Annotated in this window: 17 protein-coding genes; 2 read left to right on the top strand and 15 right to left on the bottom strand. The window is 68.3% G+C overall.

What is annotated here, in order from left to right; all coding sequences use genetic code 11:
* Nucleotides 1–50: 50 nt before the first annotated feature.
* The 5 genes from ASE35_RS10880 to ASE35_RS10860 are packed head-to-tail and all read right to left on the bottom strand — an operon-like array spanning nucleotide 51 to nucleotide 5234.
* Complete coding sequence (locus ASE35_RS10880) at nucleotides 51–2048, bottom strand: type IV pilus secretin PilQ family protein (protein ID WP_057163835.1); 1998 nt, start codon at nucleotides 2046–2048, stop codon at nucleotides 51–53.
* Between the two features lie 15 nt (nucleotides 2049–2063).
* The gene (locus tag ASE35_RS10875) at nucleotides 2064–2558 is read right to left on the bottom strand and encodes a pilus assembly protein PilP (RefSeq protein WP_056179320.1); all 495 of its coding nucleotides are present in this window, start codon (nucleotides 2556–2558) and stop codon (nucleotides 2064–2066) included.
* 53 nt (nucleotides 2559–2611) lie between these two features.
* Entirely contained in the window at nucleotides 2612–3325 is a 714-nt protein-coding gene (gene pilO, locus ASE35_RS10870) for a type 4a pilus biogenesis protein PilO (RefSeq protein ID WP_056179314.1), read from the bottom strand.
* Complete coding sequence (locus ASE35_RS10865) at nucleotides 3322–4176, bottom strand: PilN domain-containing protein (RefSeq protein WP_057163834.1); 855 nt, start codon at nucleotides 4174–4176, stop codon at nucleotides 3322–3324. Before ASE35_RS10865 ends, pilO begins: the two co-directional genes overlap by 4 nt.
* On the bottom strand, nucleotides 4176–5234 hold the full coding sequence (locus ASE35_RS10860) for a pilus assembly protein PilM (protein WP_056179307.1): 1059 nt from the start codon (nucleotides 5232–5234) through the stop codon (nucleotides 4176–4178). Before ASE35_RS10860 ends, ASE35_RS10865 begins: the two co-directional genes overlap by 1 nt.
* 229 nt (nucleotides 5235–5463) lie before the next feature.
* Between ASE35_RS10860 and ASE35_RS10855 the strand changes: the two genes are divergently transcribed.
* Together ASE35_RS10855 and ASE35_RS10850 are read left to right on the top strand one after the other, a co-directional pair.
* On the top strand, nucleotides 5464–7992 hold the full coding sequence (locus tag ASE35_RS10855) for a penicillin-binding protein 1A (protein WP_057163833.1): 2529 nt from the start codon (nucleotides 5464–5466) through the stop codon (nucleotides 7990–7992).
* Between the two features lie 161 nt (nucleotides 7993–8153).
* Complete coding sequence (locus ASE35_RS10850; RefSeq protein ID WP_057164027.1) at nucleotides 8154–8819, top strand: hypothetical protein; 666 nt, start codon at nucleotides 8154–8156, stop codon at nucleotides 8817–8819.
* 695 nt (nucleotides 8820–9514) lie between these two features.
* Here ASE35_RS10850 and ASE35_RS10845 read toward each other — a convergent pair.
* The 10 genes from ASE35_RS10845 to ASE35_RS10800 form a co-directional block, all read right to left on the bottom strand.
* Nucleotides 9515–10780, bottom strand: coding sequence for a citrate synthase (locus tag ASE35_RS10845; protein ID WP_056179981.1), 1266 nt, complete (start codon nucleotides 10778–10780; stop codon nucleotides 9515–9517).
* Between the two features lie 420 nt (nucleotides 10781–11200).
* Nucleotides 11201–11443 (bottom strand): type B 50S ribosomal protein L31, encoded by a 243-nt coding sequence (locus tag ASE35_RS10840; RefSeq protein ID WP_055903860.1) that lies wholly within the window; start codon nucleotides 11441–11443, stop codon nucleotides 11201–11203.
* A 70-nt stretch (nucleotides 11444–11513) separates the two neighbouring features.
* Complete coding sequence (locus ASE35_RS10835) at nucleotides 11514–12449, bottom strand: nucleoside hydrolase (protein ID WP_057163832.1); 936 nt, start codon at nucleotides 12447–12449, stop codon at nucleotides 11514–11516.
* Complete coding sequence (locus ASE35_RS10830; protein ID WP_056179297.1) at nucleotides 12446–13042, bottom strand: DUF4166 domain-containing protein; 597 nt, start codon at nucleotides 13040–13042, stop codon at nucleotides 12446–12448. The genes ASE35_RS10835 and ASE35_RS10830 overlap by 4 nt, the downstream gene beginning before the upstream one ends.
* Nucleotides 13043–13342: 300 nt before the next feature.
* Nucleotides 13343–14449, bottom strand: coding sequence for a glycoside hydrolase family 99 protein (locus tag ASE35_RS10825; protein ID WP_200957022.1), 1107 nt, complete (start codon nucleotides 14447–14449; stop codon nucleotides 13343–13345).
* Nucleotides 14446–15726: a glycoside hydrolase family 47 protein gene (locus tag ASE35_RS10820; RefSeq protein WP_157489412.1), complete on the bottom strand. Its 1281-nt coding sequence runs from the start codon at nucleotides 15724–15726 to the stop codon at nucleotides 14446–14448. Before ASE35_RS10820 ends, ASE35_RS10825 begins: the two co-directional genes overlap by 4 nt.
* A gap of 215 nt (nucleotides 15727–15941) precedes the next feature.
* Nucleotides 15942–18590 (bottom strand): glycoside hydrolase family 2 protein, encoded by a 2649-nt coding sequence (locus ASE35_RS10815; RefSeq protein WP_057163831.1) that lies wholly within the window; start codon nucleotides 18588–18590, stop codon nucleotides 15942–15944.
* An 8-nt stretch (nucleotides 18591–18598) separates the two neighbouring features.
* Entirely contained in the window at nucleotides 18599–19894 is a 1296-nt protein-coding gene (locus tag ASE35_RS10810; protein WP_057163830.1) for an AGE family epimerase/isomerase, read from the bottom strand.
* A complete protein-coding gene (locus ASE35_RS10805; RefSeq protein WP_057164022.1) occupies nucleotides 19878–20882 on the bottom strand; it encodes a carbohydrate kinase in 1005 nt (334 codons plus the stop codon). Before ASE35_RS10805 ends, ASE35_RS10810 begins: the two co-directional genes overlap by 17 nt.
* Before the next feature lie 5 nt (nucleotides 20883–20887).
* A complete protein-coding gene (locus ASE35_RS10800; RefSeq protein ID WP_057163829.1) occupies nucleotides 20888–22195 on the bottom strand; it encodes a sugar MFS transporter in 1308 nt (435 codons plus the stop codon).
* Nucleotides 22196–22203: the final 8 nt, after the last annotated feature.

The raw sequence follows: 22203 nt of genomic DNA, 5'->3' as shown, positions 1-22203 counted from the left end.
GAAGAGGGCCCGTAGGCCCTCTCGCGTATTTCGGCTGCGGCGGCGGGCGCTTAGCGCTGCGCGACCTTGAGCACCTTCGGGGTGACGAAGATCAGCAGCTCGGCCTTTTCCTTGGAACGGCCCTTCTTCTTGAACAGGTTGCCCAGGAAGGGGATGTCGCCCAGGAACGGCACCTTGGTGATGTCGCTGCGGTCGCGGAACTCGTACACGCCGCCGATCACCACGGTCTGACCGTCTTCGACCAGCACGGCGGTGTTGACCGCACGCTTGGCGATGATCGGCACCTGACCAATCGAGGTGTTGAGCTGGCCGTCGACCTCGTCCTTCTTGACCGCCATGTTCAGGAACACGCGGCCGTCATTGGTGATGGTCGGGGTGACCTTGAGCTCCAGCAGCACGTCCTTGAACTGGACGTTCGGGATCGGCGTGTTGTTGCCGCCCTGCTGCGGAGAGATCGTCACGTAACCCACTTCCTGGCCCTGGCTGATCACCGCTTCGCGCTGGTTGCTGGTAACCACACGCGGGTTGGAGATGACTTCGCCGCGGCCTTCTTCCTGGATCGCCGACAGCTCGATGTCGAGCAGGTAGCCGGCGTTGAGGATCGACAGCGCCAGCGAACCGGCCGGGTTGTCGACGCCCAGGTTGGTCATCAGACCGCGGGTGATCGCGCCCAGGGTGCGCACCGGCGGGCTGCCGACCGAGCCGCCGTTGAGCCAGTCGCGGAAGGCGTTGGCGTAGGCGGTATCGGCGGCGACCTGCGAGTTGCGGGTCGCGGTGTTGGCGTCGAGGTTGCCGCTGAAGTAGGAGTTGTCCTTGTTGCCGCTGATGCCGAACTTGGCGCCGAGCTCGCGCGAGACCGATTCGGTCGCGATCACGATGCGGGCCTCGATCACGACCTGGTCGACCGGGCGATCGATCACCCGAACCAGTTCGCGCATCTGCTGAACCTTCTTCGGGATGTCGCTGATCATCAGCGTGTTGGTGCGCTCGTCGGCGACCAGGCGGCCGCGCTGCGAGAGGAAGCCGTTCTCGCTCTGGTTCTGACCGCCACTACCACCGCCACCGCCACCGCCGACGCCCTTGGCATCGGTCAGCGCTTTGAAGATCGCACCGGCGTTGTGATAGTTGACCTGAATGTATTCGGTGACCAGATCGACGCGGTTGTCGAGCGCGATGCGCGCGTCTTCCTTGTCCTGTTCGTACTTGGCGATCTCGGCCTGCGGCGCGATCCACACCACGTTGCCGCTGCGGCGCTTATCCAGGCCCTTGGCCTGCAGGACGATGTCCAGGGCCTGGTCCCAGGGCACGTTGACCAGGCGCAGGGTGACGTTGCCCTGGACCGTGTCGGCGGCGACCACGTTGAGATTGGACTCTTCGGCGATCAACTGCAGCACGGTGCGCACCGGCACGTCCTGGAAGTTGAAGGTCACCGGACGGCCGCTGTAGCCGCGCTTGCTGGCATCGGTGGTGCTGCTGATGGTGCTGGCGCCGACCGCACGGCTGGACGCCGCGGCCGCCGACTTGGGCACGATCTCGACGATGTACTCGCGACCGGTCTGGTAGGCCAGCGACTCGAAACCGCCGTTGGTGTTGAGCACCAACTGGGTGCCGTTGCCGCTGGCGCGCGCGTCGATGCGCTGCACCGGGGTGGCGAAGTCGGTGACGTTGAGCGGTCGCTGCAGCGCGGCCGGCAACTGCGCGTTGCCGACGTTGATGATCACGCTCGAGCCCTGGTTGCGCAGGTCGGGCGCGGCACCGTCGCCGCTGAACTTCAGGATCAGCTTGCCGGAGCCGCCTTCGCCGCGCTTGAAATCGATGTTCGCGACCGAGATCGCGCCCGGCAGCTGCTTGGCCGGGTCGAGGCTGTGCGCGGGAGCGACCACGGGCGCGGCGGGAGCCGCGACCGGTGCCGCGGCTTCGGACGCCGGCGTCGCGGCGTGCGCGGCGCTGAGTCCCGCGAGCAGGCCGACCACCAGGCCGGCGCTACGCGTGCTGAAAGCCAAGGGGCGCCGGGCCGGCCGCGAGCATTTGGCGTTGAATACGGTCATCGTGCTATCCCCCAATCAATTGTCTTCTAACGCCACGGTGGCTGGACGTTCCAGCCAACCACCCGCGCCATCCGGCACCAGTTCCACCAGCTCGATCCGGTCTTCGGACACGCTGGTCACCCGGCCGTCGTTCTGGCCCATGTACGCGCCCGGCCGTACCCGATAGGTCACCTTGTCGGGCGCCATCACCAGGGCGATCACCCCAGGACCGCGGCCGAGCGTGCCGACCATGTCGAGACTGTCGAGCGGGAACTGCTCCAAGGTCTGCTTGCGACGCGTCGAGTCCGGACGCGGGCCGCTGCCGCCGCCCTGGTCGGTGAACGCGTTGCTGAACGGATCGCGCAGCGTCTGCGCGGCGTATTCGAAGGTTTCGAACTGCTGCATCACCGGCAGCGGGTCCAGCGGCGGCGCCGGACGCGCCTTGACTTCGGCGATCCACTTTTCCAGGTTCGGCGCGTCGCCCGGCGTGCTGGTGATGCCGCGCGAGCAGGCCGTGGCCGCCAGCAGCATCGTCGCCGCGATCAGGAGACGGCCGCGAGCGCCCGCGTTGAATGTCGTACGCATCAGCCGCCCTCCTTCTTGTCGCCAGTGGGCGCGGCAGGCGCGGCCGCGGCATTGGGATCGCCGTTGGCCTTTTCCTGCGCCGACACTTCTTCTTCGTCCAGGTAACGGTAGGTCTTGACCGTGCCGGCCAGTTCCAGAGGGCTGTTGGGCGTGATCACCGCGGTCTTGTCGCCGGCCGCGGCGCCGCGCGGACGCAGCGAGATGTCGTGCATGGTCATGATGACCACGCGCGGCAGCGAGGCCACGCCGCTGACGAAGGCGCCGAACTGGTGGTAAGTGCCCACCATGCGCAATGCGATCGGCTTCTCGGCGTAGAAGTCCTTGGGTTGCTCCGGGCCGGGCTGGAACAGCTCGTTGGTGATGCCGGTGGCCAGCGCGGTCTGGGAAATGTCGACGATCAGGTCGGGCATTTCGGTCTTGCTCGGCAGCTGGCGCAGCATCTGCTGCAACTGCTGCTCCATCTGCACCAGTTGCTGCTTCAGCGGTTCCAGGTTGGCGGCGCGGCCCTGCTTGGTTTCGAACTCGGCGCGCAGGTCGTTCTCGGTGCGTTCCAGCCCTTCGAGCTGGGTGCGCTTGTCGCTGACGAACAGGTACCAAGCGAGGCCCACGATCACCAGGCCGATGATCACGCAAAAGCCGATTTTGGCCTGCTGCGGCCACGACCCCATGTTGTTGAAGTCGAGGTCCTTGAGCGACATCTTCTTCTGGCTCACGATTCGGCCCCCTTGTTGTTGCCTGCGGCCGGAGCCGCTGCGGGCTGTTCCTGGACCGGCGTCGGGACGCCGCCCGGAGCGTTGCTCGGAGCCGGTGCGGCGGCGGGCGCGGCGGCCGGGCTTGCCGGAGCCACCGGAGCGATCGCCGCCGGTGCGGCGGCGCCGGCCGGAGCATTCGCGGCAGGCGCCGCGGCGGCGGGCGTCGCGGCCGGAGCGGTCGCGCTGGCCGCAGCGGCGTCGGCCGTCGCGGCGTCGGCGCCAGCGACCGGAGCATCGGGCTGGCCGTCGCCGTTCTCGTCCTTGGGCGCGTTCGGGTTAGCCAGCTTGACCTGCAACTTGAACTCGTACGGCAGGCCCTTGTCGGTGCCCTTGGCCTCGATGATCGACAGGTCCGGATTGGTCATCCAGCCCGAGCCTTCGAGGTTGCGCATATAGGTACTGACGCGGGCGTTGGACTGCGCGCGGCCTTCCAGGGTCAGGGTGTCCGAATCCTGCTTGATCGCGGTCAGCACCGCGCCATCGGGGATCGTGCGCACCAGCGAATCGAACAAGTGGACCATCTGCGAACGGTTCGACTGCAACTGCTCGATCACTTCCTTGCGCGCCAGCAGCTTCGACTTCTTCTTGTCGAGCTCCTCGATCTCCTTGATCTGCTTGTCGACCTCGGTGATGCGGTCCTTGAGGTAGTTGTTGCGGTTGTTCTGACCGTCGATCTGGCCGTTGTAGAACATGACGATCAGCGCGGACAGAACCAGGGCGCCGAACACGGCCGCCACGATCATGGTGACGAACTCTTTCTGCCGCTGTTTACGGCGTTCGGCTCGCCACGGGAGAAGATTGATGCGTGCCATCAGTCGAAGCTCCTCAGGGCGAGGCCGCACGCGATCATCAACGCCGGCGCGTCCTGCGCTAGCGCGTGCGCCTGCACGCGCGGACCGAGCGTCATGTGCGCCAGCGGATTGGCGATGATGGTGGGCACGCCCAACTGCTCCTCGACCATCTCGGCGATGCCGGGAATCGAGGCGCAGCCGCCGGCGAGCACGATCTGGTCCACGCGGTTGAACTCGCTACCGGCGTAGAAGAACTGCAACAGGCGGCTGACCTGCTGCACCATCGCTTCCTTGAAGGGCTCCAGCACTTCGGCCGAATAGCTCTCGGGCAGGCCGCCCTGGCGCTTGGCCAGGCCCGCTTCCTCGTAGCTCAGACCGTAGCGGCGCATCACCTCGTCGGTGAGCTGCTTGCCGCCGAACACCTGCTCGCGGCTGTAGAGGCTGCGGCCGTTGCGCAGCACGTTGAGCGTGGTCATGGTCGCGCCTGAGTCGATCAGGGCGACGATGCCGTCGCGCGGCGTGCTGAGATGGTCGGCGATCAGCGCGAACGCGTTCTCGACCGCGAAGGCTTCGACGTCCATGACCCGAGGGGTCAGGCCGCCGATCTCCAGCGCCGAGGCGCGCACTTCGACGTTCTCCGAGCGCGAGGCGGCCAGCAGCACCTGGATCATGTCAGGGCTGTTGGGCATCGGGCCTAGGACCTCGAAGTCGTGATTCACTTCCTCGATCGGATACGGCACGTAGTTCACCGCCTCCAATTCGACCTGGGACTCGAGTTCCTCGCCGTCCAGGTCGCCCGGCATCGGGATCACCTTGGTGATCACCGAGGACCCGGCCACCGCCGCGGCGGCGTGCTTGGCCCGGGTCCCGGACCTCGCGACCGCGCGCTTGATCGCTTCGCCCACGGCCTCGACCTCGACGATGTTCTTCTCGACGACGGCGTTCGGCGGCAGCGGCTCGACGGCGTAATGCTCGACCCGGTAGCGGTTGCCGGCTCGGGAGAGCTGCAACAGCTTCACTGCGGTCGAACTGATATCCACGCCGACGAGGGCCGGCTGGCTTTTTGTGATGACGCCCACTGTTTTCTCCCCATGCCACAAGCGCTTACGCGCACTTCGTGTGGCCCCGCCTTAGATAACGGACTTTTCACAGGCTGGCAACCATTTCTTTCAGGAATGCCAACCTAGACCGCCTTTTTTGCGTAACGGCCTTAGCGGAAATCACCGGCCGCCTGCCCCCTGGGGCGGTCCGTGTCCCCGCTCCTCTATACTCCACGGCCACTACAACCCGCAATCGGAACCCGCTTCGATGCCCCGTCTTCGCCGCCTTCTGCGCTGGGCGCTGTATGCGTTCGCCGGCCTGACCCTGCTTGGGGTGATCGCCGCCGGCACCCTGTATTACCTGATCGCCCCCAAGCTGCCGGACGTGGAGACCCTGCGCACCATCGAGCTGCAGGAGCCGATGTACGTCTACGCCGCCGACGGCCGCCTGATGGCCATGTTCGGCGAGACCCGCCGCTACCCGGTGGCGATCGAGGACGTGCCGCTGCGGCTCAAGCAGGCCTTCATCTCGATCGAGGACGCCCGCTTCTATAAGCACCACGGCATCGACTACAAGGGCATCGGGCGCGCCGTCTGGCTGCTCGCGACCACCGACGACAAGCGCGTCCCGGGCGGCTCCACCATCACCCAGCAGGTCGCGCGCCAGTACTTCCTGAGCTCGGAATACAGCTACAAGCGCAAGCTCGGCGAAATGCTGCTGGCCATGCGCATGGAGCGCGAGCTGAGCAAGGACGAGATCTTCGAGCTGTACTTGAACAAGAGCTTCTTCGGCAACCGCGCCTACGGCGTCGGCGCCGCCGCCGAGTTCTACTACGGCAAGAAGATGAGCGAGCTTGCGCTCGACGAAATGGCCTCCCTGGCCGGCATTCCCAAGTTCCCGTCCAGCGGCAATCCGCTGAGCAACCCCGAGCGCGCCAAGGAACGCCGCGACTACATCCTCGACCGCATGGCCGAACTCAAGTACATCAGCGCCGCCGAGGCCGCCCAGGCCAAGGCGGTGCCGATGCACGCCACCCCGCACGAACGCCCGGTCGAGGTCTACGCGCCCTACGTGGCCGAAATGGTCCGCCAGCAGATGATCGAGCGCTACGGCGCCGAGGCCCTGACCAAGGGCTACCACGTCACCACCACCATCGACCCGACCCTGCAGGTCGCGGCCGACAAGGCGGTGCGCGACGGCCTCAAGGTCTACGACCGCCGCCACGGCTGGCACGGGGTCGAGCAGCACTTCGACCTGGCCGCCAACGAGGACGCGGCCACCGCCAAGCAGCGCCTGCGCTCGATTCCGGCCCAGGCCGGCCTGCTGCCCGCGATCGTGCTCGGCAACGAGGGCGGCGGCGCGCGCCTGGCCCTGGCCGACGGCAGCGAAGTGACGCTGGCGCCCAACCAGGGCTGGGGCGGCCGCAGCCCGGGCAGCCTGGTCAAGCGCGGCGACCTGGTCCGGATCGAGCGGATCGAACCGCCGGCGCCCAAACCCGACCCCAAGAACCCCGACGCCGTGGTCGCGGCGGCCCCGCCCGTGGTCGGCGCGCCGCTGGGCTACCGCCTGGAGCAGCTGCCGCAGGCGCAGGCCGCGCTGGTCTCGCTGGAACCGTCCAACGGTGCCCTGCGCGCCCTGTCCGGCGGTTTCAGCTTCGCCGGCGCCAAGTTCAACCGCGCCACCCAGGCCCGCCGCCAGCCCGGCTCCAGCTTCAAGCCCTTCGTCTACGCGGCCTCGTTCGAACGCGGCTACAACCCGGCTTCGATCGTGCTCGACGCCCCGGTGGTGTTCCGCGACCGTCGCGGCCATATCTGGCGCCCGCAGAACGACGGCGGCAACTTCGCCGGCCCGATGCGCGTGCGCGAAGCCATGGTGCAGTCGCGCAACCTGGTCTCGGTGCGCCTGCTCGACGCCATGGGCGTCGACTTCGCGCGCAAGTACATCGCCAACTTCGGCTTCGACATCGAACAGCTGCCGCCCAACCTGTCGATGTCGCTGGGCACCGCCTCGCTGACCCCGTTGTCGGTCGCCCGCGGCTACGCCACCTTCGCCAACGGCGGCTTTCGCATCACGCCCTGGTTCATCGACGAGATCAAGGACCGCGCCGGCGCGGTGGTGTTCAAGGAAAAGCCGCCGACCGCCTGCCCGGAATGCGGCGGCCGCGGCCCCGGCACCAGCGTGCGCTCCAGCACCGTGGTCGACGGCTTCAACTTCGGCCCCGAAGGCGAGGCCAAGCCCGATCCCAAGGCCAGCGCCAAGGCCTCCGAGCCGGCCAAGCCCGCGGCCAAGCCGCCGGCGGACCTGGTGATGGCGCCGCGCGCGATCGACGACCGCATCGCCTACCAGATCGTGTCGATGCTGCGCGACGTGGTCCTGCGCGGCACCGGTACCGCGGCCAAGGTGCTCGGCCGCGAGGACATCGGCGGCAAGACCGGCTCCACCAACGACCACCGCGACGCCTGGTTCTCCGGCTTCGGCGGCCCGCTGGTGACCACGGTTTGGGTCGGCCGCGACAACTACAAGTCGCTGGGTTACCGCGAATACGGCGGCAAGGCCGCGCTGCCGATCTGGATCGACTACATGCGCGCCGCGCTCAAGGACAAGCCGATCGCCCCCAACGAACCGCCGCAGGGCATGGTCAAGGTCTCGGTCGGCGCCAACGGCGCGCTGATGCCGGACGGCGGCGGCGGCATCACCGAATGGGTCAAGGCCGAGGACCTGGACAAGATGCAGTCCTACGTCGACTACGGCCCGGCCGAAGCCGCGCCGTCGGAAGAGTCCTTCGACATCTTCTGAGCCCGATCCGCAACGGACGCCCGCCCCGACGCGGGCGTCCACCGTTCCGGCGCCGATGTGATGAGAAAAACCACATCGGCGTGATAGCGTTGAACCGCCGGCACGCGTCGCCGGCCGCGGCGAGTCCCCTCGCCGACGCCGTGCCCGCCGCGGAGGTCGTCATGCCACATCACGCCCGTCAGCACGCACAGCAGCACGCCGAAACCCGCACCCGCGAACGCCGCCACCGCCTCGCCCACGAGGCCGCGCGGCTGATGGCCGAGGGCGGCATCCGCGACTACCACCAGGCCAAGCTCAAGGCCGCCGAGCGCCTGGGCATCTTCGACGACGCCTCGCTGCCGCGTAATCGCGAGATCGAGGACGCGCTGCGCGAGTACCAGCGTCTGTTCCAGCGCGACAACGCGACCGGCCTGCGCCAGCGCCGCGAAGCCGCGCTGCGCGCGATGGAGTTTTTCGCCGCGTTCGAACCGCGCCTGGTCGGCCCGGTCCTGGACGGCACCGCCGACGCGCGCAGCCCGGTCGCGCTGCAGCTGTACAGCGACGACGCCGACGCCGCCCCGCGCTTCCTCGACCAGCACGGCATCCCGGCCGAAGCGCGCAGCCGTCGCCTGCGCCTGGATCGCGAACGCAGCGACGACTTCCCGGTCTGGATCTTCAGCGCCGAAGATCTGAGTTTCGACCTGACCGTGCTGCCGCTGGACGTGCTGCGCCAGGCCCCGCTGTCGGGCGTGGACGAGAAGCCGATGAAGCGCGCCTCGGCCGCCCAGCTGCGACAGTTGCTGGCGGACGAGGAGATCGCGGGGTACGAGGGGTTGAGGCAGGAGTGAGCGTGGAGGAGTGAGCAGCGAGCGGGCGCGATGGTGCGGTTCGCCCGCGCGCCCCTCGCACCCGCTCGTCTTCCCCCTTTGAAAAAGGGGGATTGAGGGGGATTTGCTTTGCCGTGAGATGCGGAGACGCAACATCGACGCCTGCCGCCGAGCACGCGCGACTACGTCGGCGCTCCAACTGCGCGCTGAAGTCACTGGATCCCCGCCTTCGCGGGGATGACGGCAAAAAAAGGCCGGGCTATGGCGTTAACGCCGTTGCCGTTGCCGCGGCATTGAAGTCCAAAAGCACCGCACTCACACAGACACCCGTAGACCCGAAGGGCGGCGCGCAGGACGCGCGCCGTTTTTCGATAGGACAGGGATGTCCTATCGAGAAATCCCGGCGCCAGCCCCGAACCCGCAGGGGAGGTCACGCTAGCCCTTCTCTTTGGTTACTTTTGACCGAAGGGAATCCAGACGGACTCCTGGGCTAGCAAGAGAAAGTGACCCATGCGCGCAGCGCGCGGAAGCCTTTGACTTCCGTGAAGAACAGACGCAAAGCAAAGCAACAGCAAATCCTCCCCAGCCCTCCTTTTCCAAAGGAGGGAGCCTAAGGCGAGGCAAAAGCGAATCCTCGCCCATCCTGCTATCGCCATACCCCATAACGAAAACGCCCCGCACTAAGCGGGGCGTTTCGTATGCGCTGCGATGCGGCTTCAGCGCTTGTCGCTGGCCACGTAATCGCGCACGCCATGACCGGTATAGATCTGACGCGGACGCCCGATCTTGTTCTCCGGATCGTTCTGCTGCTCCAGCCAATGCGACACCCAGCCGGCGGTGCGCGCGATCGCGAACATCACCGTGAACATCTCGACCGGAATACCCAGCGCCTTGTAGATGATGCCGGAATAGAAGTCGACGTTCGGATAGAGCTTGCGCTGCACGAAGTACTCGTCCTGCAACGCCGCCTCTTCCAGCTTCATCGCCACTTCCAGCAGCGGATCGTTGACGCCCAGCGCGCCCAGCACGTCGTGGGTCATCTTGCGCACCAGCGCCGCGCGCGGGTCGTAGTTCTTGTAGACGCGGTGGCCGAAGCCCATCAGGCGGAAGCCCGATTCCTTGTCCTTGGCCTTGTCGACCGCGGCCTTGACGTTCTCCGGGCGGCCGATCTCGTTGAGCATCTTGAGCACGGCCTCGTTGGCGCCGCCGTGCGCCGGCCCCCACAGCGCCGCGACGCCGGAGGCAACGCTGACGTAGGGGTTGGCGCCGGTCGAACCGACCAGGCGCACAGTCGAGGTCGACGCGTTCTGCTCGTGGTCGGCGTGCAGGATGAACAGCAGGTCCATGGCCTTGGCTGCGACCGGATTGAGCTCCAGCGGCTCGCTCGGCACTTCGAACAGCATGTGCAGAAAGCGCGTGGTGTAGTCCAGGCTGTTCTTCGGATAGCGGATCGGCCAGCCGATCGAATAGCGATGGCAGGCGGCGGCGATCGTCGGCACCTTGGCGATCAGACGGATCGCGGCCAGGCGGCGCTGTTCCGGATCTTCCAGGTCGAGTTCGTTGTGGTAGAAGCTCGCCATCGAGCCGAGCATGCCGACCAGCATCGCCATCGGGTGGGCGTCGTGGCGGAAGCCGTACAGGAAGGTGCGGAAGGCCTCGTGCATCATCGTGTGATGCGTGACCTCGTGCTCGAACTTGCTGAATTCGTTGGCCGTCGGCAGTTCGCCGTTCATCAGCAGATAGGCGACTTCGAGGAAGTTCGACTTCTCGGCGAGCTGCTCGATCGGGTAGCCGCGGTACAGCAGCACGCCTTCGTCGCCGTCGATGTAGGTGATCGCCGACTTGCAGCTGGCGGTCGCGGTGAAGCCCGGGTCGTAGGTGAACAGACCGGTTTCCTTCGGCACCTTGGCGATGTCGATGCAGGAGGCACCGAGCACCGGGTGCTGGACCGGAAGGGTCACGCTCTTGTCGCCAGCGGCCAGGGTGACCTGGTCGAAGCCGGGTTTATTCGGGACAGCTTTCTCAGCAGCGGTTTTTTCAGGGGCGGACTTATCAGTACCGGACACGAACAGCTCCTCATGTCTGCGCCGCGCAGGGATGGCCGCGGGCGAGGTGGGGACAGGGAATCGCGGACTCGCCGCGTGCCTGAATTATCGCACACCGGCATGGAGCACCGGCTCTGACTTTGGTCGCGAGGACGGGCCGGGCTGTTCCGCCGGCGGGGTCGATCGCGGCGCGGGCCGGCGCGCGGAATTCGTCAGCAGGCGCCCGTCTGGCGCCGCCGGCGACGGCCGCGAACGCGGGCGATGCGGCGGCCATGAGACGGGGCCGGCGACCGACGCGACCCAAACGCAAACGGCCGCCCAGAGGGCAGCCGTTGTGCGCGAAACCTGGCGACGCGATTACTTCTGCGCGTAGCGCTTGCGGAACTTGTCGACGCGACCGCTGGTGTCCATGATCTTGTGCTTGCCCGTGTAGAACGGGTGCGAGGCCGAGGAGATATCGACCTTGATCAGCGGGTACTCGGTGCCGTCGACCTTGACCGTTTCCTTGCTCGACAGGGTCGAACGGGTCACGATCTGGAAATCGGTGGTGACGTCCTGGAAAACGACGTCGCGGTACTCGGGATGGATACCTGCCTTCATGGCACTCACAAATTGATGCGGGAAAGAGCGGCATTATAGCCGCCCCTCCGCGGCCGAGGCAAGCCCCGGTCTAAACAGCCGCCAACGCCCCCCGGATCAGGCCCTGGAAGCGTTCCTGGTCGTAGCGCATCAGGATCGCGACCCGGGCCGGGGCCGCGCCCTCCCCGCGCCAGTCCACGATGGTGGCGCCGCGGCCGTGCTGGCCCTCCAGCTCGATCGCCAGGGCCCGGTCCAACACCTCCAGCGCGCCCTCCGGCTCCAGCGCGAACGCCATCGCCAGGGCGTCGGCGGCATGCCAGTGGGCGCCGCGGCGGTCGGCCGACCACAGCCGGGTCTTCTCCGAGATGCGCTCGTAGAAGCGCGCGCGCTCGCTGTCGGCCTGCAGCCACTGGACCACGTCGTCGTGCAGGAAACCGTGCGCGATCACCGCCTCCCAATCGGCCAGCTCGATGCGCTCGAAGGCCTCGAACACGATGTGCGCGGCCTCCGGATCGAAGTAGATGTTGAACTCGGCGGCCGGGGTGATGTTGCCGCGGCAAGTGACCGCGCCGCCCATGACCACGAAGCGCGCGACGCGCTCGGGCAGGGTCGGGTCCAGCTTGAGCGCCAGCGCGATGTTGGTCAGCGGCCCCAGCGCGACCAGCAGCAGCTTGCCGGCGTGCTCGTGCGACAGGCGCAGGATCGCCAGCGCGGCGTGCTCGGCCTCGACCTGGCGGCGCGCGGGTTCGTAGCCGACATCGCCGAAGCCGTCCTGGCCGTGCACGTAGCCCGCGTCCGGCGAGGGATGCAGCAGCGGCGCGGCGGCGCCGGCGAACACCGGCACCTCGACGCCGGCGACCTCGCACAGCTTCAGCGCGTTGGCGACGGTGTGCTTGAGGCCGACGTTGCCGGCGGCGATGGTCAGGCCGACCAGTTCATGGCGCGGATCGTTGAACGCCATCAGCAGCGCCAGCGCGTCGTCCACGCCCGGGTCGGTATCGATTAGCAAGGGAATGCGGTCGGTCATGTAGCCACTCTTTCGACATTGACGGCCGGATCGGCCGGGATGGCGTGCAGCGCGCCTTCGTAGCGCAGCAGTTCGCCGAGGGGAAACAGGGAGAAGGCGACCGCGAAGCGATAGCGGTCGCCGTCCTCGATGCGTTTGTAGGCGTCGGTGCGCGGGAACAGGAAGCGCGGCAGCGGCAGGCCGCGCAGGGCGACCGAACGCAGGCGCCAGCGCCAGCCGCCGTCGGCCAGGTCCACGCCCAGGCGCAGCCGGGCCGGGCCGGTGTGTTCCAGCCAGTGTCCGTCGGGGTAATGACCGACCGGACGGAATGTCGACACCAGTTCGCTGCCGTCGTCGAAACGGCGGCGCCAGTGCATGGCCTGGCCGTCGTGGACGATGCGCACCTGGAAGCCGCGACGCGGGCGATCCAGGGGGATGCCCAAGCGTCGCGCCAGGCGCCGTCCCAGGCGCCCGGCCAGGCCGCTGCCGGTGGAGATCGCGACTTCGCCGCTCAGGCTGCCGCCGCTGCGATGCAGCGCTTGCAGCAGCGGGTGCAGCCGCTCGAAAGCCGGGCCGAACCATTGCGTGGCCGCGTTGTGAGGGGCTCCCGGCATCCGGGGGGTGCGCTCCTGGCGGCGGGACACTATAGCCAGAGTTTTGCGGGTTTGTGTGTTGAGGGTGTGGGAGGGGACCTGGATGCTCGAGACGAGGTCACGGATCTCGGGATGCTCGCTTGCGCCGGGCCCTCACCCCAACCCCTCTCCCGCTGGCGGGAGAGGGCCCAGAACCGAGCGGGATGCAGACTCTGCAGTCCCTACTCCCGCTTGCGGCGACCGCAGGAGGTGTGGTGCCCGCAGGGCGGATATGGGGCGAGCGGCTGCGAGGCTCCGGCCCCACACCGCCTCGTCGCTACGCTAGGGCGAGCCCTGCGGAAACCGCGACAGCCAGTACCGCGTACGCCGCAGATAGTGATCCGGCGCCAGCGGCGCATAGTCGAAATAGCGCCCATCGCGGTCGGCCGCGCGCGCCGGTTCCAACTGCGTGCCTTCGTGCCATTCGTTGAAGGACGTGATCGACACCCAGCGGGCGCCGCTGTCCACGGCCGCGCCGAACATCGCGTCGTAATAGGCGCCGCCGTCGCGGCCACGCTCATTGGCGCGGTTCCAGGGCCGCACGCGCCGGTCGCTGTAGCCCGGCCCCACCGAGGGGATGAAACGCAGCCCGTGCGCATCCGCCCAGCGCTGCAGTTGCGGCCAGTGTTCCGGCGTGGCGCCCCAGGTGAAGCCGCGGCTGGCGAAATAGGTGTAGACGCCGTCGAAGCCGCCATCGAGGAAGAACCGGCCCTCGTCGGCCCGCACCCACAGGCCGATCACATCGGCGTCGTAAGCGCCGCCGCGCAGCGTATCGGCGCCGTCCGCGCGCAGCAGCCGCGCCCAGTCGGAGGCCGGCAGTTGGTAGGAGTCGTAGACGAAGAACAACGGACGCCCGCTGCCGGGATCGCGATAGAACGCCGGATGCCGGCCGTAGTCGTCGATCGCGGCGACGAACTGCGCGCGCGCCGCGCCGATATCGGGGCGCGAGCCGGGCTCGATCTGGAAACAGATGCGCAGGCCATGCCGCTCGGCGGCGTCGAACAGCGCGGGCAGGCTGCGGTAGCTCGGGTCCGCGCGCCCCAGCCAGGTCACCGCGACCACGCCGATGCCGGCCTGCGCGATCATCGCCATGTGACGCTCGGCCAGCGCCGGGTCGGCGCTGCTGTACTCGCCCAGCGCGGGGTAGAAGTCGGCGGCGATGTCGCCGCCGCCCGGAATGTCCGGCGCGCCCGCGTCCTCGGCGCGCAGCTTCAGCACCGGATGCGACCAATGCAGGCGCGCGCCGTCGCGCTCGGGGTTGCCGTACCAGTTGTAGTAGAAGACGATCGCGCGCGGATGGAGCGCGACGGCCGGCGGCGTGCGTGGCGGCGTGACGGCACAGGCCACCAGCCACAGCGCGCACAGCGCCAGCGCCGCGCGCAGCCTCACTGCGACTTGGCCACCGGCAGGCGCAGCGGATGCGCCTCGGTATTGAAGGTCACCTGCTCGAAGTCCAGTGTCTGCGCCGGCGCGAACAGCAGGTAGTAGTACTTGAAGGTCTCGGCGAACAGGAAGCTCTCCATCGAGTCGTCCTGCTGCTTGCTGGTCACGTCCTTGAGCGCGGCGTAGCCGGCCTCGGTGCGACAGTGGCGCACGAAATCGTCGAAGAACTCGCGCCCCATCGCGCGGTACTTGGGATCGCCGGTCAGCACATGCAGGTAGTAGGCCGATTCGACGATCTCCGGCCGCAGCGCGTAGCCGGGCGATGCGACCTGCATCTTGGCGTAGTCCAGCGACTCGGGCTCGATGCCGTGCAGGCGCCACATCTTCAAGCCCGAATCCTGCAGGCGCTGGGCGCGATCCAGATCGCCGCCCAAGGCCAGCAGCGCCGGCATGAACGCGTCCAGCGCGCCGTAGCGCGTGGCCGTGCGCTTGCCGGTGACCATGTCGGCGTGGCCGTACCACAGCTCGCGCTCGCGCACTTCGTCGGCCAGGTGCGCATTGACCGCGACGATGCTCTGATCCCACATCGCCTTGCATTCCTGGTCGCCGAACAAACGCCAGCACTTGTACAGGTACTCGTAATAGGAATCGATGCCGCCGCCGATGTGCGAGCCGGTATCGGTCCAACGGCCGCTCTCCACGTCGATCCAGGACCCGACCAGGCCGGTCTTGGGGTCGCGCCGTTTATAGGTCTCCACCAACGCGCGCTTGGCCCGCTCGTAGTACACCGGCTTGCCGGTGAGCTTGGACAGCATGCCGAACTCGATCAGCAGGGTGCCGGTCTCGGCCGGGTTGCTGACCTTGCCGCGGGTCTTGCCGGTGCGCAGATTGACGTGCGTGTAAGGCAGGCCGGTGGGCGAGTCGAACGCCGGCAGCAGGCGCGTGCCCAGGTCGTCGGCGAGTTTGAGCAGGCGCTCGTCGCCCGTGGCTTGATAGCCCGACAACAGGCCGCCGAGCAGGCGGATGGTGACCTCGAAGTTCTGCACGACCATGTCGCGGTCGAAGTTCAGCTGGGTCGCGATCAGCTCGCGTGCCTCGTCGGCCTCGCTCTTCAGGCCCATCAGCAGCAGAGTGTCCAGCGCGTCCACCGGCGTCATCAGCAGCGAGTGCGGATACCAGTCGTGGCCGCTCTTGCTCAGCGGCTTGAGCGCGTCGCGGCCCCAGGCGTAGCGCTTGTAACCCTGCCAGGCATGACGGGTCTCGGCCTTCACTCGTTCGGCCATGCGCGCGGCCTCAGCCACGTCGGCGCTTTGCGCGGGTGCCGCGGCAGGTGGCTGGGCGGCGGGCGCCGTAGCGACATCGCTAGCGGGGCGGGCGCAGCCGACGATCAGGACGGCGGCGATAAGGCAGGCGAGCGTGCGTGGAGTCATCAGGGTCACCAAGGTCGGTTGGGGCCGCGCCCATACCGGCGCGCGGCGCGGGAAAACGGAAGCCGGACTTAGGGGGCGCGCAGCCAGCGCAGCCGCAGCGCCTGGCGCAGACGCGCGAGATCGGCATCGGCGCGCACGCGCAGCTGCACGGTTTCGCCGGGCAGCAGGGTCAAGGCGTTGTCGGACAATTCGGCGTCGAGGCCGTCGAACTCGATCCACAGCCCGCGCGCTAGGCGCTCGGTCTGCAGCGTCAATACCGCGGCCTTGCCGTCACGACGCCACTGCGTGCGCAACTGCGGATCGCTCAGCGCCAGCGCCTTGGCTTCGTCGAAATAGATCACACGGCGCGATACCGGCTCGCCTTGAGCCTGCAGCTCGAACACCGCCGCGGTACGGCGCGGGTCGGCGCCGCGCAGCAGTTCGGCATCGCTCCAGGCGCCCGCGGCGGTGACGGCCAGCGGCGTCAGCGCGACCTCGCCCTGCGCACGCCAATGTTCGCGGCCGTCGAAATCGATCACGCGCAACGTCCATCGCGCCGGCAGGGCCTGGGTGCGGTCCGACAGCAGGCTCAGCGTGGTGCGCCCGTCCTTGCGCAGCGCCGCCGCCGCGACCGGGGCGAAGAAGCGGCGTGCGTGGAAGTGCAAAGCCTTCCAACGGCCGTAATAGTCCAGGCTGGACCAGGACGCGCCCGGCCACACGTCGTTGAGCTGCCAGTACAGCGAGCCCATGGTGTGCGGCCGGCTGGCGCGGTGGTGCAACGCGGCCAGCTCGATGCCCTCGGCCTGCATGACCTGGCTGAGGTAGACGAACTGGGCGAAATCGCGCGGCTCGCCGTAGCCGGCGCGAATGTAGTGCAGCAGGCGCTCGTTGCCGGCGCCGGCCAGGAACTTCTGGTGGGCGCGGATCACCGGTGTATCGATACCCTGCTCCGCCGCGCTGGCGAAGGCGTCGACGGTGCGCAGCGACGGCCAGGCCTGCAGGCCGAACTCGGACATGAAGCGCGGGGCTTCGTCCAAGTAGGCGGCGATCGGTTTGGAGCCGGCCCACACGTCCCAGTAATGCTTGTCGCCCTTGGCCGAATCGTTGGCCTTCTCGTCCAGATCGTTGCCGGGCGAACTGGACCAGTACGGCAGGTCGCCAGCCTCCTGCGCGACCACCTCGCGCAGGTCGCGTCCGAACAGCTGCACGTAGCCGTCCCAGACCGTCTGCGCGAAAGCAGGATCGGATTCCATCAGCTTGCGGCGATGGCCCCAATCCTTCCAGGCCGTTTCCTCTTCGTTGTTGCCGCACCACAGCACGATGCTGGGATGGCGGCGCAGGCGTCGGACCTGGTCGCGCGCCTCGGCCACGGCATTGGCGCGGAAAGCCGGATCGAAGCCCGGCTGCATGCCGCCGCCGTACATGAAGTCCTGCCACACCATCAGGCCGAGCTCGTCGGCCAGGTCGAAGAACGCATCGCTTTCGTAATAGCCGCCGCCCCAGTTGCGCAGCATGTTCATGTTGGCCGCGCGCGCGTCCTCCAGGGTCTTGCGCAAACGTTCGCGCGGCACCCGCGCGGGAAACATGTCGAACGGGATCGCGTTGGCGCCCTTGGCGAAGATCTCGATGCCGTTGACCGCGAACGCGAAGCCCTGCCCCGCCGCGTCGCGCCGCCGGCGCAGCTCGACCCGGCGCAGGCCGGTGCGCTGCTGCGCCTGGGCGCGCTGGCCGTCCGCGTCGAGCAGACGCGCGCGGAAGGTGTACAGCGCCTGCTCGCCGTAGCCGAACGGGTACCAGCGCCGCGGCCGCTCGATCCGCACCGGCACATTCAGCGTCTGCGCGCCGGCTCGCAGTTGCACGGTCTGGCGCAGCGCGCGCGCACGGCGGCCGTCGGGGTCCAGCCAGTCCAGCTCCAGGGTCGCGCTGCCGGCGGCGTCGGCGCGCACTTGCACCTGCGCGCGCAGCTCGGCGACATCGGCATCGACGCGCAGCTGACGCAGGTGCAGTTCGTCGATACGCGGCCCGTCCCAGCTCTCCAGCTTCACGTCGCGCCATACGCCGGCGGTGACGTAGCGCGGGCCCCAGTCCCAGCCGTAGTGGTAGCCGGGCTTGCGCGCGAAGTTGCCGGTCATCGCCTCCTTGGGCTCGTCGCCGTAGGGCGAGGGGTAGTTGCCGGCGATCTTGTGCGGCATCGCCTCCACGCGCGGCAGCAGACGCCGGATCGGCGAATGCAGCACCACCCGCAGCTCGTTGCCGCGCGCGCGCAGCTTGCCGGCCACCGGCAGCCGCCAGGTCCGGAAAGCGTTGTCGGCCGACAGCAGCGCCTCGCCGTTGAGGTAGACGTCGGCGTAGGTATCCAGGCCCTCGAATACCAGCTCGGCATGAGACTTGCGCAGTGTCGCCTCGCTCAGATCGAAGCGGCTGCGGTATTCCCAGGTGCCCAGGCCTATCCATTGCAGCTGCGCTTCCGGCGCGCCGACATAGGGATCGGGTATCAGCCCCTGGGCGAGCAGGTCGGTATGCACGTGACCGGGCACGCGCGCGGCGCGCCACTGCGTCGCGGGCGCATGCTCGCGCGCCTGCGGGTCGTCCGGCAGCAAGCGGAACTCCCAGCCCTGATGCAGGTAGCGCACCTGGGGCTGCGCCGCCGGCGCGGCCGTGGCGAACAGCACCGCCACGGCGATCGATACGACCGCCGCGCAGCCTCGCCATCCCCGCCAGAGCTTGGCCGGCCGCATCTTCGCCCTCAGCTCCCGCGCACCAGGTTCAGCACTTCGTAACACGCGCCCATGGTGTGGTAATCGGTCTTGCCGGCCGGACTCTTCTCGTCGCTGTACTTGCGATTGTCGGCATCGAGGATGCGGAACCAGGCGCCGTAGCGATGATCGACCAGATGCGTCCAGGAGTAGGCCCACAGGCGCTGATACCAATCCCAATAGCGATCTTCGCCGGTGCGCGCGGCCAGCAGCGCGGCGGCGGCCAGCGATTCGGCTTGAACCCAGAAATACTTGTCGTCGTCGCACACATACGCGGGTCCCTCCGCAAGCGCCGGGCCATCCATGGCTGGACGTTCCAAAGCGCTTGCTTCGCTCAACGCCTGCCGTAGGCCCTCGAACGCAAAACCGTAATACATGCCGCCGCGCCGTCCATCCCAGGAATGCGCGAGCGCGGTGTCGAACAGATGGCGCGCGGTCGGCAGCAGCCAGTCGGCCTCGATGTGCCGGTCCAGGATCAGCAGCAGCTTGGCCCACTCGGTCTGGTGGCCGGGCTGGAAGCCCCAGGGGCGGAACAGGTGTTTGGGATCGTCGAGGTGGTAGGTCCAGTCGATGTTCCAGTCGGCGTCGTAGTGCTCCCACACCAGCCCGCCGGCCTGGGCGGCGTGGTGGCGGGTCATGCGCTCGGCCAGGCCCAGCGCGCGATCCAGGTAGCGGCGCTCGCCGCTGGCTTCGAACGCCGCCAGCATCGCCTCGCACATGTGCATGTTGGCGTTCTGGCCACGGTAGCCGCTGAAGTTCCAGTGCGCGTCCGCTTCGTCGCGGTACAGGCCGTGCCGCGGTTCCCAGTAGCGCCGCTCCAGCAGCTGCCAGGTTTCGTCCATCCAGGCGCGCGCTTCGTCCATGCCGGCCTTGAGCGCGGTGGAGTACGCCAGCAGCACGAAGGCCACGCCGTAGCAATGGTAGGTCTCGTCCTCGACCCGGCCGTCGCGCAGGGTCCAGGCGTAACCGCCGGTGTCCGGATTGCGGTGGCGCTCGCGCAGGTAGCGCAGGCCGTGGCGCGCCGCCTGCAGGTACTGCGCGCGCAAAGCCGCGTCCTCGCCGAACTCGCGCGCGGCCATGGCGTAGTTGAAAACGAAGCGGGTGCTGCTGACCAGATGCCGGTGCGAGGCCTCGAAAACCCCGCCGTCGTCCTTGAAATAGTGGAAGAAGCCACCGGACGGATCGATGCAGCGCGGGTGATAGAAGGCCATGGTGCGCGCGATATGCGCACGCAGGAAGTCGGCGGAACGGAAGTCCGGGGCGACGGGGTCAGGCAGCGTGTTCATACTGATCCTTGAGCAATTGCTGGACCTGCGCGCGCGAGGGCATCGCGGCGAAGGCGCCGTGCCGGGTCACCGCCAGCGCGCCGACCGCGGCGGCGAAACGCAGGGCGTCCTCCAGCGCGGCGCGGTCGGCCAGGAACGCGGGCAGGCCCGCCGCATCCACGCCGCGTTCGCACAGATACGACAGCAGGCCGCCGACGAAGGCGTCGCCGGCGGCGGTGGTATCGACCGCCTTGACCCGGAAGCCGCGCACCTCGCCCTCGCCGTCAGCGCCGTACCAGCGCATCGGCGCGCCGCCGTCGGTGACCACCAGCCAGCGCGCCGCGCCCGCGAACAGGCGTTCGCGCACCGCGCGTTCGCCGGCTTCGCCGCCGCCGTAGGGCTCGGCCAGATAGTCCAGTTCGTTGCGCGCCAGCTTGACCAGGTCGGCCGCGGCCAGCGCCTGCCACAAGCTCGGTCGCGGCTCCACGCCCTGCGGCCACAGCATCGGGCGCAGGTTGAGATCCAGGCTGACCAGGGCGCCAGCCGCACGCGCCAGGCGCATGCCCTGCAGGGTCGCCTCGGCGATCTCGTCTTCAGTCAGGCTGTTGGAGCAGACGTGGAAGGCGCCGGCCCGGGCGAAGCAGTCGGCGGCGTAGTGCTCGCTGCGGAACAGCAGATCCGCCGCCGGCGGACGGTAGAAGCTGAAACTGCGTTCGCCGTGTTCGTCCAGGGCGACGAAGGCCAGCGCGGTCTTGGCCGCGTCGGTGCGCAGCACGTAGTCGGTGGCCACGCCGCAACCGCGCAGGCTGTCGAGCAGGAAGTCGCCGAACATGTCGTGGCCCAGCATGCCCACGAACTGGGTCGGCGCGCCCAGCCGCGCCGCGGCGGCGGCGACGTTGGCCGGCGCGCCGCCGGCGTATTTCAGGAACGCGCGCGGCGCGTCGTCGGCGGGCGCGGGCTGGGCGAGGAAATCGATCAAGGCCTCGCCGAAGCAAACGATGTTGCGCATGCGGTTCAATCCTGCCCCTGTACGGTGTTGGCTGGCGGCGATAGGCGCGAACCGCGCAGGCCGTACCAGACGATGTAGGCGTAGCACAGCGCGGATACGACGAAGGCGTACTGCAGGGCGCGGGTCTCGTCGCCCAGCGCGCCCTTGAGCAGATCCACCAAGGCGCCCTGCAGCGGCGGAATCACCGCGCCGCCGACGATGGCCATCACCAGCAGGCTGGAAGCCTTCTCCGTCATCGGGCCCAGGCGCTCGATCGCCAGGGTGAAGATGGTCGGGAACATGATCGAGTTGAACAGGCCCACCAGCACCACCGACCACAAGGCCACGCCGCCCAGGGTGTTCATGGTGACCAGCAGCAGCACGATGTTGATCGCTGCGTACAACGGCAGCAACCGGCGCGGATTGGCGCTCATCAGCAGCGCCGCGCCGAGGAAGCGGCCGATCATCGCGGCGCCGTGGTAGTAGGACAGGTACAGCGAAGCCTGGCCTTCGCTCATCGCGCCGATCTCCGGGCGCGAGACGTACTTGACCATGAAGTGGGCGACCGTGACCTCCACGCCCACGTAGAAGAAGATCGCCAGCACGCCCCAACGCAGATGCGAATGACGCAGCACGTCGACGAAGCCGTGCTTGCGCGCGTCGGCCTGTTCGGTGGCCTCGGTGAGCGCCGGCATGCGGAAGAAGTACACCGCCGCCGCCAGCGCGATCAGCGCCACGGCCACGCCGATGTACAGCGGCTGCACGGTCTGCACGCGCTCGGCCGCCGGCAGCTTGGCCAGCTGTTCGGCGCTGAGCAGGGTCGCGCTGAAGATCAGCAGGCCGGCCACGTAGGGGCCGATGGTGTGGCCCAGCGAATTCACCGCCTGGGCGAAGTTGAGCCGGCTGGCGGCGCGCTCGGGCGCGCCCAGCAGGCTCACGTAGGGATTGGCCGAGACCTGCAACAGGACGATGCCGGTGGCCAGAATGAACAAGGCCGGCAGGAACAATTCGAACGAGGCCGCCTGCGCCGCCGGCAGCACCAGCAGCGCGCCGCCGCCGGCGATCAGCAGGCCGATCACGATGCCCAGCTTGTAGCCGACTCTGGCCACCACCCGCCCGGCCGGCACCGCCATCACGAAGTAGGCCCCGAAGAAGGCCGAGTCCAGCAGCATCGAGCGCGCGTGGGTGAGCTGGAACACCGACTGCAGGTGCGGAATCAGCACCCCGTTGAGCTCGGTGATGAAGCCCCACATGAAGAAGATCGCGGTCATCGCGATCAGGGCCGCGCGGTTGCGCGCGGCGGACGCCGGCGCGTTGGGATCTTGAGTGCTCATGGCGTCGA

Origin of the sequence: Lysobacter sp. Root916, from assembly GCF_001429785.1 — a bacterium.
Lineage (GTDB): Bacteria > Pseudomonadota > Gammaproteobacteria > Xanthomonadales > Xanthomonadaceae > Lysobacter.
This window is presented reverse-complemented; position numbering and strand designations above follow the sequence as displayed.